Origin of the sequence: Terrabacter carboxydivorans (assembly GCF_039532035.1) — a bacterium.
Classification (GTDB): domain Bacteria; phylum Actinomycetota; class Actinomycetes; order Actinomycetales; family Dermatophilaceae; genus Terrabacter; species Terrabacter carboxydivorans.
The window spans coordinates 1-16,866 of record NZ_BAAARE010000015.1; the positions used below are offsets into that span (position 1 = coordinate 1).

Genomic DNA, 16,866 nt, shown 5'->3' on the forward strand with positions numbered 1-16,866 from the left:
CCGGCGAAATCATCCGCGAGCTGACCCTTGACCCCAGCCGCGACTACCAGCCACAACACCCCAGGAAAAACAACAGTGGCCCTACGTTTCCGTAGGGCCACTGTCGCCGATGTCTTGCGACATCACATCAGTAGCGGGGGCAGGATTTGAACCTGCGACCTCCGGGTTATGAGCCCGGCGAGCTACCGAGCTGCTCCACCCCGCGTCGGCAAGAGCAACGTTACGCGAAACCTGCCGCAGGACCAAATCGGAGTGACGCCAGCACTCAGATCGGGGCCTTGGGCGGCGAAACGACCTGTGGCAGCACGCGATTCGCGTGCTGCCACAGGTCGTTCACCGGTTGGCCGGTCAGGGCTTCTTCGTCGGCGCCGTCTGGGGCGAGGCGTCGACGGCCCGCTTCAACGCGTCCTTGAGCTTGGTCTGCGCCTGACCGTAGGCCGCGAAGTCGCCCCGCTTGAGGGCCGCCTCGCCGTCGGCGTAGGCCGTCTCCGCGTCCTTGAGCGCCTGTGAGAGCGCAGCGGCGTTCGGGGTCCCCGTCGGAGCCGGCGTGGCCGTGCCCGAGGGCGTCGGTGTGGCCGTGCTCCCCGGTGTGGGCGTCGTGCCGGGGTTCGACGGCGTGCCCGTGCCGTTGTCGCCGGCCGATGCCCCCGACGAGCCGCCGAAGAGGTCGTTGAGCGCGAGGTCGAGCGAGCCCGCCCACGCGATCTTGTTGCCGAACGACACCGCAACCGCCACGAGGCGGGGGTAGGAGCCGGACTGCGACCGGGCCTGGGAGTAGATCGGCTGCACGTAGAGCAGGCCACCACCCACGGGCAGGGTCAGCTGGTTGCCGAAGATCACCACGTTGCCGTTGGAGTTCGTCGTGCCGATGTACTGCGCGAGCGTCGTCGGAAGCTCCGGGTCCTTCGACGAGACCGCCGAGCTGCGCATGTCGTTGTACACCTGACCCGGACCGTTGACCGTGCCCCCGGTCGTCTCGAGGAGGCGCAGCGTGCCGTAGTTCGGCGACTTCTTGCCGTTCTCCGACCCCGCGTCGCCGTCGACGGCGAGGAAGCCCGAGAGCACGTTGCGGTCACCGGTCGGCATGAACGTCGAGGTCAGCGAGAAGGCGGGGCTCGACTGGTCGGGCATGGCGAGCGAGAGGTAGTACGGCGGCTGCGGCAGGGCGTCGGCCTGCGTCGGGTCGTCGGGCACGCGCCAGAAGTTCTGGCCGCCGTAGAAGGAGGCCGCGTCCTTGTCGTGGTACTTCTCGAGCAGCTTGCGCTGGACCTTGAAGAGGTCCTCCGGGTAGCGCAGGTGCGACATGAGCGAGCCCTTGATGTCGCTGAGCGGCTTGACCGTGCCGGGGAAGATCGACATCCACGCCTTGAGCACGGGGTCCTTCTCGTCCCACTGGTAGAGCGTCACCGTGCCGTCGTACGCGTCGACCGTGGCCTTGACCGAGTTGCGGACGTAGTTGACCTGCCCCGCCTGGACCGCCCGCACCGACGTGCGGGTGCTCGTCACGGCGTCCTCGGTGACGCTGTCGAGCGTGGTGTTCTCGGAGTACGGGTAGTTCGCCGACGTCGTGTAGCCGTCGAGCACCCAGAGCACCCGGCCGTCGACGACCGCCGGGTAGGCGTTGCCGTCGAGCGTCAGCCACGGGGCGACGCGCTGCACGCGGTCGCGCGGCGTGCGGTGGTCGAGGACGCGCGAGTCGTTGGTCACCGCGTCGGAGAGGAGGAAGTTGATCTCGCGGTACTTCACGGCATACGCGAGACGCTTGATCGCGTCGAGCTGAACGCCGCCCGTGCCGGCATAGGTGTAGTTGATCTGCCCGGTGCCCTTCGGGTCCGGGTAGTCGAACTCCTGCTTGTTGCCGCCGACGATGGAGTACTCCGGCGAGTTCTCACCGAAGTAGATGCGCGGCTCGTACTTGCCGAGCGCGCCCTGGGTGCCGATCTGGGACTCGAAGAAGGTCGGGCGACCGTCACTCTCGCGGGTGTTGCCCTTGGCCGCGACGACGCCGTAGCCGTGGGTGTAGACGGTGTGGTCGTTGAGCCAGTTGCGCTGCGCGTCGGGCACGCCGTTGAGGTCGAGCTCGCGCGCCGCGATGACGGTGTCCTGGGACTTGCCGTCGATCTGGTAGCGGTCGACGTCCAGGACGTCGGCGAACTGGTAGTAGCCCTTGCTCGCCTCGAGCTGCTTGAAGGTCGGGCTGACGACGTTGGGGTCGATGAGGCGGATCCCGGGCACCGTGGCGGCGTCGTCGCGCAGCGCGTTCTGCGTGGCCACGGTCTTCGTGTCGTAGGAGGCGACCTTGATCTGGTCGACGCCGTAGGCCGCGCGCGTCGCGTCGATGTTGCGCTGGATGAAGGGCACCTCGAGGGACTTCTCCGACGGGCGCACCTTGAGCGACTGCACGAGAGCGGGGTAGATCCCGCCGACCGCGACGACGATGACGGCCAGCACGGCGACCCCGACGAGGGGCAGGCGCCACGAGCGGGTCCAGATCGTGGTGAGGAACATGATGGCGCACATGACGGCGGCGATCGCCAGGATCCCCTTCGTCGGGATGATCGCGTGCGACTCGGTGTACTGGATGCCGGTGATCTTCGTCGACTGCGCGGTCGCGAGGTTGTAGCGGTCGACCCAGAACGCCACGGCCCGCACGAGCACGAGCACCGCCGCGATGACCGAGAGGTGCACGCGCGCCGCCTGCGTCGAGCGCATCTTCGTGCCGGCGACGATGCCGCCGTAGAGGTAGTGCGTGAACGCGGCGGTGATGAAGCCGATGACGAGGATCATCGTCAGGAACGCGACGACGAAGTTGATCCACGGCAGGTCGAAGACGAAGAAGCCGATGTCGAGACCGAACTCGGGGTCGGTCGTGCCGAACGGGCTGCCGTTGCGCCACAGCAGGAAGGTGTCCCACTGCGTCGCGGCGGACAGCCCGGCGAAGAGGCCGACGGCGAGCGGCGCCGCGACCGTGGCGGTGCGCCGCATCGGTTCGACGAGCTGGCGGTAGTGCTCCATCGCCTGCGTGTCGGGGGACGGCGCGTAGATCGGCCGGTTGCGGAAGGCGAAGTGGATGCTCGACCAGACCATGGCAGCCGTCAGCAGTCCGCCGACGAGGCCCAGCAGGATCTTCGTCACGACCTGGGTGCTGAAGACCCCGGAGAAGCCGACCGACTGGTACCACAGCACCTCGGTCCAGAACTGCGCCGCGATCGCGACCACCACGAGCAGCGCCGCAGCCACGACGAGCGAGGTGACGAGCGGGCGTCGAGTCGGGGGCAGCGTGGCGGCGTCGCCTCGTCGCGGCGGGCCGGAGTCGTCGTCGTTGAAGTTGCCCGGCGGGGGGCCGAAGTTGCTGTCGCTCACGTGGAGTGCCTTGGGTGCTGGGGCGGGCAGGTGGTCGGGCGGACCCGTGGGCGGCCTCCTCCGGCCGCCTGCGGCAACCATAACCCGCGCTCAGATCCCTCCCACGGCGTGATACCTCAACGTGACCGGCACGAGACCAAGCAGGTCCGTGGAGCCCGGCCAGGGGTCCCGTCAGGCCCACCCGGGCGGCCGCCCGGACGGCCACCCCTGCTCCCCGGGGCGCCCACCCGACCGCCCACCCGACCGCCCACCACGGCCGGACCTGCCGGCATACGGCAGCATGGTCACGTGAACTCGCAGCCCGTCATCGACCCCCTGGCCATCGCCGCCCTCGACACCGAGCGCCACGTCGCCGCCGCCGGCTGGGACCAGCCGGCCCGCCTCTTCGCCCTGGTCCGCACCGCGGACCTGCTCGAGCGCGAGCCGCAGCTGCGCGAGCAGATGGGTCCCTCCGACCTCGCCGAGGGCGCCCTGACGGCCATCGAGCAGGAGGGCCTGCCGACGACGAGCTCGCTCGAGACCCTGCTCGGCCGGCTCGCGTGGCCCGACGAGGTCGACGGCTGCGCCTTCGCCATCGAGCGCATGGTGGTGCCGCCCGAGGCCGAGCGCGAGCTGCCCTCACGCAGTGAGGACGCCGTCGACCACCTCGCCGCCCACCCCGACCGCAAGGACGTGCGCCTCGTCGTGGCCGTGCTGCGTGGTGGCGCCTCGATCTGCCTGCTGCGCCAGCGCGACCACGACTCCGACGACGCCGTCGCCACGGGCAAGGACATCGCCCCGGGGCTCGTCGAGGCACTCAAGGCGAGCTTCGAGGACTGAGCCCGCCGACCCCGAGGCCGTCGGGCCGGGCCGGGACAGACCTGCAAGGGCGGGCCGATCCGGCCTGCCCCTCTGTCCGTCAGCAGTGCGGCAGCGAGCTCGTCTGCCCCTTGGCGATGGCCTCCACAGCGGCGCGGCCCTCGTCGAACGTGCCGACCTTGAAGACCTCGAGACCGTCGGGCACGTGCCCGACCACCTCGTTGCAGTTGTCGGCCGGCGCGAGGAAGTACTGCGCGCCGTCGGACCTGGCCCCCGCCAGCTTCTGCCGGATGCCGCCGATCGGACCGACGACACCCTGGTCGTCGATGGTGCCGGTGCCGGCGATCTGCCGCCCGCCCGCGAGCGGACCTGGCGTCAGCTTGTCGTAGATGCCCAGCGAGAACATCAGTCCGGCCGAGGGTCCCCCGATGGCCCCGGCGTCGATGGTGACCTTCGCCGGGAAGTCGTGGTCGAGCCCGAGCAGCACGCCGAGCGCGGTGCGGCCACCCTGACCCGCCACGGTCGGGACGTCGAGGGTCAGCTCCTTGCCCTTGCGGGTGACGGTCATCGAGACCGTGTCGCCGGGCTTCTTCTTCTGGAGGGCGGTGCGGACCGCGTCCGTCGTGGCGATCTGCTCGCCGTCGATGCGGTCGAGGCGGTCGCCCACCTGGAGCACCCCCTTGGCCTTGGACGCCTCGGTGATGCCGGCGATGGCGATGTGGGTGGGAACCTGCTTGCCGATCGCGCGCAGCGCGACCGCCGTGGCCTCCTCCTGCGAGCCCTCCATCTGGATGGCGTTCTCCTCGGCGACCTGCTCCTGGGTGACCTTGGGGTCGAAGACGTCGTCGACCGGAAGGACGTCGCGGGCGGGGTCGATCCACGCCTGCAGGATGTCCCACACGTCGACGGGGTAGCCGGGACCGCCCTCGACCCGGACGGTCGTGAACCGTAGGGCGCCGTCGGTGGGGTAGGTCGGCAGGCCCGAGATCGAGATGATCGGGGTGTTCTTGCCGTCGGCCGAGGTGCCCAGGGTGTCCTGCGTCGGGCCGGGGCTCATGACGGCATACGGGAGGTGCACGACTGACCCGACGACCATGATGACGAGGAAGAGGAAGAAGGCCGCGAGGACCGCCTTGTTGCCGCGCGTCAGCCGGCCACGCCTCTCGCCCTCGTGGACGTCGGCCCGCGAGGGCAGGTCGCTGTCGGCCGGCTGCTCCGGCACGCGCTTGATCGTCCTCACGGCAGGCCGACCCACTCGTCGGCGCCGTCGGCGAACCTCTGGTGCTTCCAGATCGGGATGGTGGCCTTGAACTCGTCGATGAGCTCGCGACAGACGTCGAAGGCCTCGCCGCGGTGCTCGGCGCTGACCCCGACGACGACGGCGACGTCGCCCACCTCGAGGTGCCCGACCCGGTGCACGACGGCGATCCGGATCGCGCGGCCGTCCCCGGCCAGTCGGTCGGCGAGCGCGCGGGCGGCCTCGGCGGCCTGCGGGTGCGCGGAGTAGTCGAGCGCTGCGACGGTCTTGTCGGCCGCCTCGTCGGGGCCCGGGTCCGCCGGCCCGTCGTGGTCGCGGACCGTGCCGACGAACAGGCAGACACCACCCGCTCGGGGCGAGGAGACGCTCGAGAGCACCTCGTCGACAGACAGGGGCGTCTCGCGGATCTCGGCAAGGGTGACCGTCACGCGGGCAATCGTATGCCGCGTCGCCGACGCCCGCGTGCCGCGACCGGGACGACCGAGACCCCTCTCGCGCCGAACCACCGGCCGAACCACGGGCAGGACGGGAACCAACCGGGTCGATCCGTGGTTGTCTTGATGTGCGGCCGGACGGCCGCCACGAGTTCCGTTGAGTGGGGATGAGCAGGCATGGCCGACGACCGTGGACGCGGTGACGACAACCACAGCGACAAGGACGACGAGCCGGACACCGGCGGGCAGGAGCCCGGCCGCGACGAGTCCCCGTTCGGGCTGCCCCTGCGCCGCCCCGGCGGTGGGTCGCCCGGCAGCGGTTCGGGGCCCGTGGGCTTTGGCAGCGGCGCCGGCGGTTCGGGTGCGTCCGGTGGTTCAGGTGGCTTCGGTGAGGGCTTCCCCGGCCTGCCCGACCTCGGCGGCATGGACCCGTCCGACCTGGGCGCGATGCTCGAGAAGGTCCTCGGCGAGGCCGCCGAGAACCCGGAGCTCGCAGAGGTCATGAAGAGCATGGGCGTCGACCCCACCGACCCTGCGACGCAGGCCGCGATGCGCGCCCAGCTGGGCACCTTCATGGCGGCCCAGGAGTCACCGACCGGCTCGCGCGACATGGCGACCGAGGTCGCCCGGCGCCACGTCATGGGCGTCGAGGGCAACGACGTGCACGACGAGGCTGCCGCCCGCGCGGTGGCCGACGCCGTGGCCGTTGCGACCCTCTGGCTCGACGAGCAGACCACCCTCGCCTCCCCCGCCTGGCGCGCGACCGGTCTCAGCCGGGCCGAGTGGGTGGAGGCGACGATGCCGCGGTGGTTCGAGCTGATCGAGCCCGTGTCCGACGGCGTCACCGCCGCGACCTCCGAGGCCATGCGCAAGCAGGTCGGCGAGCTCGGCCCCGACGCGTTCGGCGACGCGCTGCCGGAGGGGCTGCCCGAGGGCTTCGACCCGCGGCAGATGGTCGAGCAGTGGGCACCGATGCTGGGCAACCTCAGCCGCCAGATGTTCTCGGCGCAGCTCGGCCAGGCCGTGGGCACGCTCGCGACGGAGGTCGTGAGCGGCACCGAGGTCGGCCTGCCGCTGACCGAGCCCGGCGTCGTCGCGCTCCTGCCGGGCAACGTCGCACAGCTCGCCGACTCCCTCGAGATCGACGTGGCCCAGGTGCGTCTCTACCTCGCGGTGCGCGAGGCCGCGCGCGTCCGGCTCTTCTCCGAGGTGCCGTGGCTCGGGCCGCAGCTGCTCTCGGCCGTCTCGGACTACGCCCGCAACATCACCATCGACACCGAGGCCATCGAGTCCGCGCTGTCGACGATCGACCCCTCCGACCCCGAGGCGATGCGCTCGGCGCTGCAGGGCAACCTCTTCCGGCCCCACCCCACCGCCGCCCAGCGGGCCGCGCTCGACCGGCTCGAGACCCTGCTCGCACTGGCCGAGGGATGGGTCGACCACGTCACCGACCGCACCACGGCCCAGCACCTGCCGCAGTCGGCGGCACTGGCAGAGACGATCCGGCGCCGCCGCGCCGGCGGTGCGGCCCAGAAGGCGTTCGCCGGGCTCGTGGGGCTCGAGCTGCGGCCACGCCGCATGCGCGACGCCGCGAACCTCTGGGCGGCCCTCGAGAACGCCGGGGGCGCGAGCCTGCGCGACGGTCGCTGGGCCCACCCGGACCTGGCCCCGACCTCGGCCGACCTCGACGACCCCATCGGTTTCGTCGAGCGGGCCACTGGTGGTGGCTCCGTCGCGGCCGGCGACGAGCCGGGAGCTGCGGACGACAGCGGCCTGGGCGCCGACCTCGACTCCGTGCTCCGGGGCATCCTCGAGGAGGCCGACCGCGAGCGTGGCACGGACACCGACGGCGACAGCGGTCCCGCACGGTGACGTGGTCCCGCCTGCACGACGACGCCGTCCGCCGGCTGGAGGCGTGGCAGGCCCCCGACGAGCAGCAGGAGCGGCTCCGGCTCGACTTCCTCGAGCACCTGCGCGAGCACCCCGACGCCATGAGCAAGGCCGGACCGCCGGCCCACCTGACCGGAAGCGTCATCGTGCTCGACGAGGATGGCCGTTCCGCCCTGCTCACCCTGCACCGTCGAGCCCGCGAGTGGTTCCAGTTCGGAGGACACTTCGAGCCGGATGACGCCTCGGTGTGGCACGCAGCCACCCGGGAGGCCCGCGAGGAGTCGGGCATTCCCGACATCTCGGCTCTTCCGGACATCGTGCAGCTCGACCGGCACGTCCTCGTGGGTGACTTCGGCCACTGCCGCGAGCACCTCGACATCCGTTTCGCCGCCGTCGCCCCGGCCGCCGCCGAGTCCGCCGTCAGCACCGAGTCGATCGACGTGCGCTGGTGGCCGGTCGACGCACTGCCCGAGGGCTCCCGCGAGGACCTGGGCCCGCTCGTCGCCGCCGCGCGCCGCGTGACTCGACGTTGACCCGCGACTCACCTCGCGTGGCCCAGGTGCCCGGCCACACGGCATACGCGGTCGTATGCCGTCAGGCGGAGTGAGCGCGCGGGGTCACTCGTCGCTGAGGTCGAGGCCAGCCGCGGCCGAGACCCCCTGCAGGTAGCCCCGGGCGCGCTCCAGCCGGGGATAGCCCCGCAGCAGCTCCCAGAACTCGGGACCGTGGCCGGGCTGCAGCAGGTGGGCGAGCTCGTGCAGCAGGACGTAGTCGACCACCCACCCCGGCATGCCACGGAGCTTGTCGGACAAGCGAATCGAGCCCTCGGCCGGCGTGCAGGACCCCCAGCGCGAGTTCTGGTTGGACACCCACCGGACGCTCGTCGGAACGGCACGGCCGCCGAGGTGAGCCCGGGACAGCTCGAGCGCACGCTGCTCGAGGTCACCGTCGCTGCGCTGCCGACGCTGCTCGGACGCGGCGACCCGGGCCACCATGGTGCGCACCCACTCGCCCTCCTCGGCGCGGCTCATGCGGGCCGGCACGAGCACCACGAGGCGACCCTCTTGACGGTAGGCCGAGACGGTGCGACGGCGCTTGGCACTGCGGCGGACCTCGACGGTCACCCCGTCGACCACCGTGTGCACCACCTCGCGTCGCACCGTCGCCATGAGGGCAGGGTAGGTCAGGGTGGGGACAACGGCCCGGAGCACGACCCCGACACGGGCGCGCCCACGCGGCATACCGCATCTGGCACGGGCGCGCCAAGCGGGGATGAGCATGATTTCGTGCTCAGCGTGCCTTAGGGTTGAACGAGTCGAGGCGCCCGTCGGATGGGTGCCGTCAACAAGGAGACATCAATGGCTGACGAGACCTACAAGGGCGAGTTCTACTGCGTGAAGTGCAAGGAGAAGCGCGAGGCCGAGGGCAAGGTTGTCGTTTCCGACAACGGTCGCCGCATGGCCAAGGGACAGTGCCCCGTGTGCGGTACCAACCTGAACCGCATTCTGGGCAAGGCCTGACCAGGTCACGGCGGCGTCTCTGACGCCGCAGCTCGAAGGGGTGGGACCACACGGTCCCACCCCTTCGGCGTCCCCCCGGGGCATGCCGCTGCTCGGGCGCCGTCAGCCCCCTCGGGCCACGGAGCGCTGTGTGACACCCGGACGCAGCCGAGGCGGGCTGCGGGGCCCCTCGGCTGTGGACGACGCCCACGCACCCACCGGACCGGCTGCGAGCCTGACGACCGAGGGTGGCGGCCGCTGGAGGAGCCACCGGGTCTGGAGGTCCCATGTCCGCTGCTGCCGTCCCGTCCCACCCACGCCTGCCCGCCTGGCTGCGGCCACTGACCCGCAGACCCGGCGAGGTCCAGTTCGGGGTGCTGCCCGGCGGACCCGTCGTCACGGGGATGACCGACGTCGAGGTGGGTCTGCTGGCCGGCCTCGACGGCGCCCTCCCCCTCGCCTCGACCGACCGCGTCGCCGCCGAGGCCGGCGTCGAGCCGGGCCGCTGGCGCGCCCTCCTCGAGCTGACGAGCGACCTGGGCCTGCTCACCGACCGCGATCCCCACGGCGCCACCGCCGGGGTGAGGTCACCGGGACGGGTCGTCGTCGACGGCTGCGGACAGGTCGCGTCGGGCATCGCCGAGGCCCTGCTGCTGACCGGGACCACGGTCGTGCACGGTCGCGCTGGGGTCGACCGCGCCGTCGCCTCCCCCGTGCGCCCGCGTCCCGACCTCGTGGTCATCGTCGGATCACCGGTCGTCGACCCGCGGCGGGGCGAGCTGTGGTTGCGGCACGGGGTGCCGCACCTGCCCGTGGCGCCCGCCGGACCGCGCACCGTGGTCGGCCCTCTCGTCGACGACTCACCCGGCGCGCCGTGCCTGTGGTGCCTCGAGCGCCACCGGGCCGACCGCGACGAGGCGTGGCCGGCCGTCATGAGCCAGGCGGCGCCTGCCCGCTCACTGACCCTCGCCGGGCCGGTGGAGGGGCGGCACGACGCACTCAGCCCCGGCCTGGCGCACCTCGTCGTCGGCAGCGTCACGCTCCTCGTCACGGGCCTGCTCGAGGGTCACCCGCCACCACCCGGCGTGTCGGTCGAGGTGAGCCTCCCGTGGCCGCGGATGGACCACCGGCGCTGGCCGCCCCACCCGCTCTGCCCCGAGCACCCGGCTCGCACCAGCACGAGGTCGGGCGCAGGCGGCGCAGCGGGCGTCTCCGGCCCTGGTCATGATCGCGCCGCGGAGGCCGCGCCCGGCCAGGTAGTCGGTCGCCGGGCGCCAGACGTGTCGCTGCAGCGCGGTGCGTGACCCTGGGCGACGTCCGGCGACGTCCGGCGACGTCCGGCGAGGCCGGCGGAGTCGCGCGCCCCCAAGGCTGTACAGCCGGACCGGCAGGTGCGCTGCCCACGGCGGGTACACATAGAGTCGAGGGTGGGCGCCGTCCCGCCGCCGAGGTGACCTCTGGTCGCCGGCGTCGGACCCGGCGCCTGCGTCAGGCCGACCGACCCAGGACGACCAGCCCGCCCCAGACCGACCCGCTCCAGACTGACCCACCTGAGACTCCCGCCAGAGACCGCCAGCCCGCCCGAGGAGGTGCGACGTGACCGATCTGCCCCGCAAGGCCGTGGTCCGCTCGGCCAAGCTCGCCTCCGTGCCGCTGGGCTTCGCCGGTCGCACCGCGCTCGGGCTCGGCAAGCGCCTGGGCGGTCGCCCCGCCGAGATGGTGGCCGCGGAGCTGCAGGCCCGCACGGCCCAACAGCTCTTCCAGGTGCTCGGCGAGCTCAAGGGCGGCGCCATGAAGTTCGGCCAGGCCCTCTCGATCTTCGAGGCCGCCCTGCCCGAGGATCTCGCCGTGCACTACCGCGCGACGCTGACGAAGCTGCAGGACAGCGCACCGCCGATGCCGACCAGCTCGGTCCACGGAGTCCTGCGCGCCGAGCTCGGCACTCGCTGGCGCAGCAAGTTCGCCTCGTTCGACGACCACCCGGTCGCCTCCGCCTCCATCGGCCAGGTGCACCGCGCGGTCTGGAAGGACGGCCGCGACGTCGCGGTGAAGATCCAGTACCCCGGCGCCGGCGCTGCCCTCATGAGCGACATCCGCCAGATCAGCCGCGTGGCCAAGGTGGCTGCGGGCTGGGTGCCGGGGATCGAGCTCGGACCGATCCTCGACGAGCTGCGCGACCGGATGGCCGAGGAGCTCGACTACCGCCTCGAGGCAGAGTCCCAGGAGACGTTCGCCGCCGCCTTCGACGACGACCCGGACTTCGCCGTGCCGCACGTCGTCGACGGCCGTGAGCACGTCATCGTCTCCGAGTGGCTCGACGGCCTCCCCCTGTCACGGATCATCGCCGAGGGCACCCAGGAGCAGCGCGACACCGCCTCCCAGCTCTACCTCCGCTTCCTGCTGGCCGGTCCCGCCCGCGCCGGCCTGCTCCATGCCGACCCGCACCCGGGCAACTTCCGGATCACCCCCGACGGGCGCCTGGGCGTCATCGACTTCGGGGCCGTCAACCACCTCCCCGAGGGCATGCCGCCCGAGATCGGACCGCTGCTGACGACGGGTCTCGAGGGCAGCGCCGAGGACGTGCTCGAGGGCCTGCGCGAGATCGGCTTCGTCAAGGAACGCATCGACCTCGACCCGGAGCGGCTGCTCGACTACCTCGAGCCGTTCATGGCGCCGTTCCGCACCGACACCTTCACCTTCAGCAGGGACTGGCTGCGGGGCGTCTTTGCCCACATCAACGACCCCCGACAGCCCAACTACGCCGTCGCGTACAAGCTCAACCTGCCCCCCGAGTACCTCCTGATCCACCGCGTGTGGGGTGGGGGCATCGGCGTGCTGAGCCAGCTCGGAGGCACCGTCCACGGACGCGCCATCGTCGACGAGCTGCTGCCGGGCGCCGACCTGCCGCCGGTCGGCGAGCCGGGCTGAGCCCACCGCTGGGCCTATATCGGGACCGCGTCACCACCAGGCAGGGTCGAGCTTGCCCTCGATGGAGCGGAGGTTCGCCCGGCTGCAGCGGTCACAGGTCCACGTCGTGCGGCGGCCGTCGGTGCCGCGGCTCCACGTGAGCCGGGCCGCCGGCTCCTGGCCGGGAGGCGGGGTCGCGCCGCAGCTGGTGCAGACGAGCCCCTCGTCCACGCTCCGGTCGGAGGCTGTCGAGCCGGTAGAAGTGTCCATGGGGTGCTCCCTTCTCACCTCGAGTATCCGCCGGTCCCCGGAGCGGACGTGGCGCCACGCTGGAGGCAGTCCGACCGGACCCGACCGGACGAGCCACCCGGCGCGAGAGCACCAGCCTGCGGGAGATCACCTGCCGGCGGACGGACCCGGACAGGCAAAACCGCGGGTGACGTGCGCGTCACCCGCGGCATGCTCACTCGGTTCAGTTGTCCTGCAGCGCGCCTCGTGGCGCGGTCGTTCACTTCTCGTTGTGGCGTCGACGGGCGCGGATCTCCAGGGCGATCAGCCGGGCGCTGCGGCGGACGCCGCGGCGCTCGTGGCGCTGACTGTGCTGGTTGATCCGGTCGCGAGCCAGCATCTCGAGCTGGTTCATGACGTTCTCCTGGTGTGTGAAAAGGGTTGATGTCTGTGGTCGCCCACGTCGGAGTCATGCGTGCTCACGCGTGCTCTCAGGCGGCCACGGGGTGCTTGCGCGGACGGCCCCTGGGCCGCTTGCGGGCCACGATGGCGCCCTGGACGAGCAGCTGCCCGCCCCAGACCCCCCACGGCTCCTGACGCTCGAGGGCGCCGGCGAGGCACTGGACGCGTGCGGGGCAGAGCCCGCAGAGCGTCTTGGCGAACTCGACGTCCTCGGGACGCTCGGCGAACCAGAGCTCCGCGTCGTAGTCGCGGCACGGAATGGTCTCGCCGACCTGCTCCGCCTCGGTCCTCATGTCGATCAACTCGCTCAGCTGCATCGTTCTCACCTCCGTCTCCTGGGTGCCCACGGCGGGGGCCCCCTGCTCACTCGTGTCTGGTCTGGTCCGAAGCCCGGCACCGGTGGTGCGGGTCTCGGTCCTGCTGCTCGGCATCCGGGGAGTCATCTGTGTCCCTGATCTGTCTGGCACCCGGACGGGTGCTGTTCTGGCGGTGTCGGTTGGTGCGGTGTGGAGCGGCATTCGACCGGGAGAGCTCCCCGGGGAAACACGAAGGCCGCGGACCCGGTGATGTCGGGTTCGCGGCCTGGAGGTGAGGCTTCGGGTCTGGCTAGACCGGGGGCCTCCCAGAACGGGAGCGAACGACATCGAGGGTCTTGTAGGCGGGAGCGAACGTGGGGTCGGCGACCGAGACGTCTCCCTGGATCGGGGCGCGGAAGTCAGCGACACGGCCGCCCATGACGGCGACGACGGACACAGTGGTCCCCTGCTCCGGAGCGCGCGTGGCCGCGAGGCGGACATCGCCGGTGGTCGGCCGCAGACGCACGGAAAGGACGCAGGAGACTGCGTTCATCGTCATCGTGGTGTTGTCCATCAGGCCGACCTCCTCACTTCTGCTCACGGGCCCCAGCTGGCCACCGAGACCACTGGGCTTGACTTCGTCAAGGGTACGCGTGCGCCTCGCGGGCGAACAACTGATTTAACGAAGTTTTCGGAACTTATTTTTGCGGGTTAGTGCTATTCGGCGGATTCCTTTGCCGCAGAATGATTTTCGATGAGTTCTTGCGGGTCCGCGCCGGCCAGGATGGCCAGGATGTCGCTGCCGTACTGCTCGAGCTTGCGGGCGCCGACGCCACTGATCACCGACAGTCCGCCCTCGTCGGAGGGCGCGCTCTCGGCGATCGCGGTCAGCGTGGCGTCGGTGAAGACGACGAATGCCGGGACGCTCGCGTCGCGGGCCACGGCGAGCCGCCAGGTGCGCAGACGCTCGAACGTCGCCTCGTCGTAGGTGGGTGGGCAGGCGTCGCACCGGCCGGTCTTTCGCTGCGCTGCGGAGACCAGGTCTGCCCCGCAGCCGCGGCAGTGGGCCGGCCGCGCCACCTTGGGGGCAGAGCGCTTGGACCCGCTCGAACGGGCCTCGCTTCGGGCCCCCTGACCGAGGATGTCGGCCGCCGGGGCGAGGAAGCGCGAGACCCGGCGGGTGGCGCGTGCGCCGGGGGTACGGGCGCCGGACCACGACAGGAACAGCTGCTTGCGGGCACGGGTCAGCCCGACGTAGAGCAGGCGCCGCTCCTCCTCGATGGCGTCCGGGCCTTCGGCCATGGAGATCGGCATGAGCCCGTCCGAGGCCCCGACGAGGAAGACGGTGTCCCACTCGAGACCCTTGGCCGCGTGCAGGCTCGCGAGCGTCACTCCCTGCACGGCGGGCGCGTGCTGCTCGGCGGCGCGGCGCTCGAGCTCGGCGACGAGCTCGGGCAGCCGGGCCTCGGGAGCGGCCGCTGCGATGTCGTCGGCGAGCGTGGCGAGCGCCGTCAGCGACTCCCAGCGCTCGCGGGTGGCCCCACCGCCCGACGGGGGCTCGTGCGTCCAGCCGGCACCGGTGATGACGTCGCGTGTGATCTCGCCGAGCGGTTTGCTGCCGTCGTCGCTGCGGGCCGCGCCGCGCAGCAGCAGCACCGCGTCGCGCACCTCCTTGCGGGAGAAGAAGCGGTCACCGCCGCGGACGAGGTAGGCCACCCCGACGTCGGTCAGGGCCGACTCGAAGGCCTCGGACTGGGCGTTGGTGCGGAAGAGGATCGCGATCTCGGCGGCGGGGTGCCCGCCGTCGACGAGGGTCTTGACGCGCTGTGCGACGGCTGCGGCCTCCGCGGGGTCGTCGGGGTGGCTCGTCAGCTCGGGCACCGGACCGGGCGCCGACTGCGCGAGCAGCCGCACCGAGCCGTCGCGCGCCGCCTGGGTGCCGGACGCGACGATGGTGTTGGCCAGGCCCACGATCTGCGGGGTCGAGCGGTAGTTGCGCACGAGCCGCACGACCTGCGCCCCGGGGAAGCGCTGCGGGAAGCCGACGAGGTGACGGGGGCTGGCCCCGGTGAAGGAGTAGATGGTCTGGGCGGGGTCACCGACGACGCAGAGGTCCTTGCGCTCACCCAGCCACTGGTCGAGCAGCCGCTGCTGCAGGTCGTTGACGTCCTGGTACTCGTCCACGACGAACTGGCGGTACTGCCCCCGCACCGTGCGGGCGATGTCCTCGCGCTCGTCGAGGATGCCGACCGTCAGCAGCAGGACGTCCTCGAAGTCGATGACCCCGCGCCGCTGCTTGACGTCCTCGTAGGCCTCGAAGAGCCGGGCCATCGCCGTGAGGTCGAGGCCCGGGGGCTCACGGCGCTGCTCACGGGCGCGGGCGGCATACGACTGCGGCGTCAGCAGGTTGACCTTGGCCCACTCGATCTCGGCGGCGAGGTCGCGCACCGTGGTGCGGTCGAACTGCATGCGCAGCCGGCTGGCGGCCTCGGCCACGGCTGCCGCCTTGTGGCTCATCACCTCGGGAGCGGCGCCCCCGATGGCCTGCGGCCAGAAGAAGTGCAGCTGGCGCAGGGCTGCGGCGTGGAAGGTGCGCGCCTGCACGCCCTGCACGCCGAGACCCCGCAGTCGCGTGCGCATCTCACCCGCCGCGCGGGCCGTGAAGGTCAGGGCCAGCATGCGCTGCGGCTGCTGCGCACCCGAGTGCACGGCATACGCGATCCGGTGGGTGATGGCGCGGGTCTTGCCCGTGCCGGCACCCGCGAGGATGCACAGGGGGCCCGGCGGGGCCGTCGCGACCTCGCGCTGCTCGGGGTCGAGCCCCTCGAGGATCTGGTCGGCAGAGGGTGTGGAGGGTACTGCGCTCAGGAGTGATCACCCTTCGAAGTGGCCAGCACGCTCGCGGCGTGGTCCGGCACGTAGTTCTGCTCGTGCTGCGGCGGCCGCTCGTAGCCCCGCGGAGCCGGGCGCTTCGGGATCGGCGGCACCTCCGGGTCGACCTCGGAGTGCGGGATGGAGCTGAGCAGGTGGTGCATGACGTTGACCCGCGAGCGCCGTTTGTCCTCGGACTCGACGACGTGCCACGGCGCGTGCTCGGTGCTCGTCTCGGCCATCATGATGTCCTTGGCCTCGGAGTAGTCCTCCCAGCGGGTGATGGACTCGAGGTCCATCGGCGAGAGCTTCCACTGGCGCATGGGGTCCTTGGCCCGGGAGCGGAATCGGCGCTCCTGCTCGACGTCGGAGACGCTGAACCAGTACTTGCGCAGGATGATCCCGTCGTCGACGAGCATCTGCTCGAAGACGGGCGCCTGCTCGAGGAAGCGGGAGTACTGCTCGTCGGTGCAGAAGCCCATGACGCGCTCGACGCCGGCGCGGTTGTACCAGGACCGGTCGAACAGGACGATCTCGCCCGCGGCCGGCAGGTGGGCGATGTAGCGCTGGAAGTACCACTGCGACTTCTCGCGGTCGGTCGGCGCCGGGAGGGCCGCGATGCGGGCGACGCGGGGGCTGAGGTACTCGGTGATGCGCTTGATGGCAGACCCCTTGCCGGCGGCGTCGCGGCCCTCGAAGACGACGACGACGCGCTGACCGGTGGCACGCACCCACTCCTGGAACGCCACGAGCTCGGCCTGCAGGCGACGGACCTCGGTCTCGTAGACGTGGAGGTCCATCTTCCGGGGTCGTTTTGCGCCGCGCTTGGCCATGGGCTCATCCTTGCATCGAGGGACGAC

At 71.7% G+C, this 16,866-nt stretch carries 16 protein-coding genes and 1 tRNA gene; 6 read left to right on the top strand and 11 right to left on the bottom strand.

Annotated elements, in window-relative coordinates:
• Nucleotides 1-131: 131 nt before the first annotated feature.
• Together ABD297_RS16370 and ABD297_RS16375 are read right to left on the bottom strand one after the other, a co-directional pair.
• Nucleotides 132-205, bottom strand: a tRNA-Met gene (locus tag ABD297_RS16370).
• Between the two features lie 143 nt (nt 206-348).
• Entirely contained in the window at nt 349-3,363 is a 3,015-nt protein-coding gene (locus ABD297_RS16375; protein ID WP_344256110.1) for a UPF0182 family membrane protein, read from the bottom strand.
• A 288-nt stretch (nt 3,364-3,651) separates the two neighbouring features.
• Between ABD297_RS16375 and ABD297_RS16380 the strand changes: the two genes are divergently transcribed.
• On the top strand, nt 3,652-4,182 hold the full coding sequence (locus ABD297_RS16380) for a PPA1309 family protein (protein WP_344256111.1): 531 nt from the start codon (nt 3,652-3,654) through the stop codon (nt 4,180-4,182).
• A gap of 79 nt (nt 4,183-4,261) precedes the next feature.
• Here ABD297_RS16380 and ABD297_RS16385 read toward each other — a convergent pair whose 3' ends face one another.
• Together ABD297_RS16385 and ABD297_RS16390 are read right to left on the bottom strand one after the other, a co-directional pair.
• Nucleotides 4,262-5,383 carry a YlbL family protein gene (locus tag ABD297_RS16385; RefSeq protein WP_344256112.1) on the bottom strand — a complete coding sequence of 374 codons (1,122 nt, stop codon included), beginning with the start codon at nt 5,381-5,383 and terminating at the stop codon, nt 4,262-4,264.
• A gap of 14 nt (nt 5,384-5,397) precedes the next feature.
• Complete coding sequence (locus ABD297_RS16390; protein WP_344256113.1) at nt 5,398-5,847, bottom strand: molybdenum cofactor biosynthesis protein MoaE; 450 nt, start codon at nt 5,845-5,847, stop codon at nt 5,398-5,400.
• Between the two features lie 183 nt (nt 5,848-6,030).
• Here ABD297_RS16390 and ABD297_RS16395 point away from each other — a divergent pair, with 183 nt between their 5' ends.
• Nucleotides 6,031-7,725, top strand: coding sequence for a zinc-dependent metalloprotease (locus ABD297_RS16395; RefSeq protein WP_344256114.1), 1,695 nt, complete (start codon nt 6,031-6,033; stop codon nt 7,723-7,725).
• Nucleotides 7,722-8,276 (top strand): NUDIX hydrolase, encoded by a 555-nt coding sequence (locus tag ABD297_RS16400; RefSeq protein ID WP_344256115.1) that lies wholly within the window; start codon nt 7,722-7,724, stop codon nt 8,274-8,276. The genes ABD297_RS16395 and ABD297_RS16400 overlap by 4 nt, the downstream gene beginning before the upstream one ends.
• Nucleotides 8,277-8,360: 84 nt before the next feature.
• Here the strand turns inward: ABD297_RS16400 and ABD297_RS16405 are convergent, their stop codons facing one another.
• Nucleotides 8,361-8,912 (bottom strand): M48 family metallopeptidase, encoded by a 552-nt coding sequence (locus ABD297_RS16405; protein WP_344256117.1) that lies wholly within the window; start codon nt 8,910-8,912, stop codon nt 8,361-8,363.
• 189 nt (nt 8,913-9,101) lie between these two features.
• Between ABD297_RS16405 and ABD297_RS16410 the strand changes: the two genes are divergently transcribed.
• The 3 genes from ABD297_RS16410 (at nt 9,102) to ABD297_RS16420 (ending at nt 12,170) form a co-directional block, all read left to right on the top strand.
• Nucleotides 9,102-9,263, top strand: coding sequence for a DUF5679 domain-containing protein (locus ABD297_RS16410; RefSeq protein ID WP_020143053.1), 162 nt, complete (start codon nt 9,102-9,104; stop codon nt 9,261-9,263).
• 266 nt (nt 9,264-9,529) lie between these two features.
• Nucleotides 9,530-10,546, top strand: a complete 1,017-nt coding sequence (locus tag ABD297_RS16415; RefSeq protein WP_344256118.1) for a hypothetical protein — start codon at nt 9,530-9,532, stop codon at nt 10,544-10,546.
• A 292-nt stretch (nt 10,547-10,838) separates the two neighbouring features.
• Complete coding sequence (locus ABD297_RS16420; RefSeq protein WP_344256119.1) at nt 10,839-12,170, top strand: ABC1 kinase family protein; 1,332 nt, start codon at nt 10,839-10,841, stop codon at nt 12,168-12,170.
• Between the two features lie 30 nt (nt 12,171-12,200).
• Here ABD297_RS16420 and ABD297_RS16425 read toward each other — a convergent pair whose 3' ends face one another.
• From ABD297_RS16425 to ppk2, 6 genes are all read right to left on the bottom strand, one after another.
• The gene (locus tag ABD297_RS16425; RefSeq protein ID WP_344256120.1) at nt 12,201-12,419 is read right to left on the bottom strand and encodes a hypothetical protein; all 219 of its coding nucleotides are present in this window, start codon (nt 12,417-12,419) and stop codon (nt 12,201-12,203) included.
• A 238-nt stretch (nt 12,420-12,657) separates the two neighbouring features.
• The gene (locus tag ABD297_RS16430) at nt 12,658-12,792 is read right to left on the bottom strand and encodes a hypothetical protein (RefSeq protein WP_344256121.1); all 135 of its coding nucleotides are present in this window, start codon (nt 12,790-12,792) and stop codon (nt 12,658-12,660) included.
• 76 nt (nt 12,793-12,868) lie between these two features.
• On the bottom strand, nt 12,869-13,156 hold the full coding sequence (locus ABD297_RS16435) for a WhiB family transcriptional regulator (RefSeq protein ID WP_020143058.1): 288 nt from the start codon (nt 13,154-13,156) through the stop codon (nt 12,869-12,871).
• Nucleotides 13,157-13,445: 289 nt separating this feature from the next.
• Complete coding sequence (locus tag ABD297_RS16440; RefSeq protein WP_344256122.1) at nt 13,446-13,736, bottom strand: hypothetical protein; 291 nt, start codon at nt 13,734-13,736, stop codon at nt 13,446-13,448.
• A 116-nt stretch (nt 13,737-13,852) separates the two neighbouring features.
• Nucleotides 13,853-16,003 (bottom strand): ATP-dependent DNA helicase UvrD2, encoded by a 2,151-nt coding sequence (locus ABD297_RS16445; protein WP_425581188.1) that lies wholly within the window; start codon nt 16,001-16,003, stop codon nt 13,853-13,855.
• Complete coding sequence (gene ppk2, locus ABD297_RS16450) at nt 16,000-16,839, bottom strand: polyphosphate kinase 2 (RefSeq protein WP_344256123.1); 840 nt, start codon at nt 16,837-16,839, stop codon at nt 16,000-16,002. The genes ABD297_RS16445 and ppk2 overlap by 4 nt, the downstream gene beginning before the upstream one ends.
• Nucleotides 16,840-16,866: the final 27 nt, after the last annotated feature.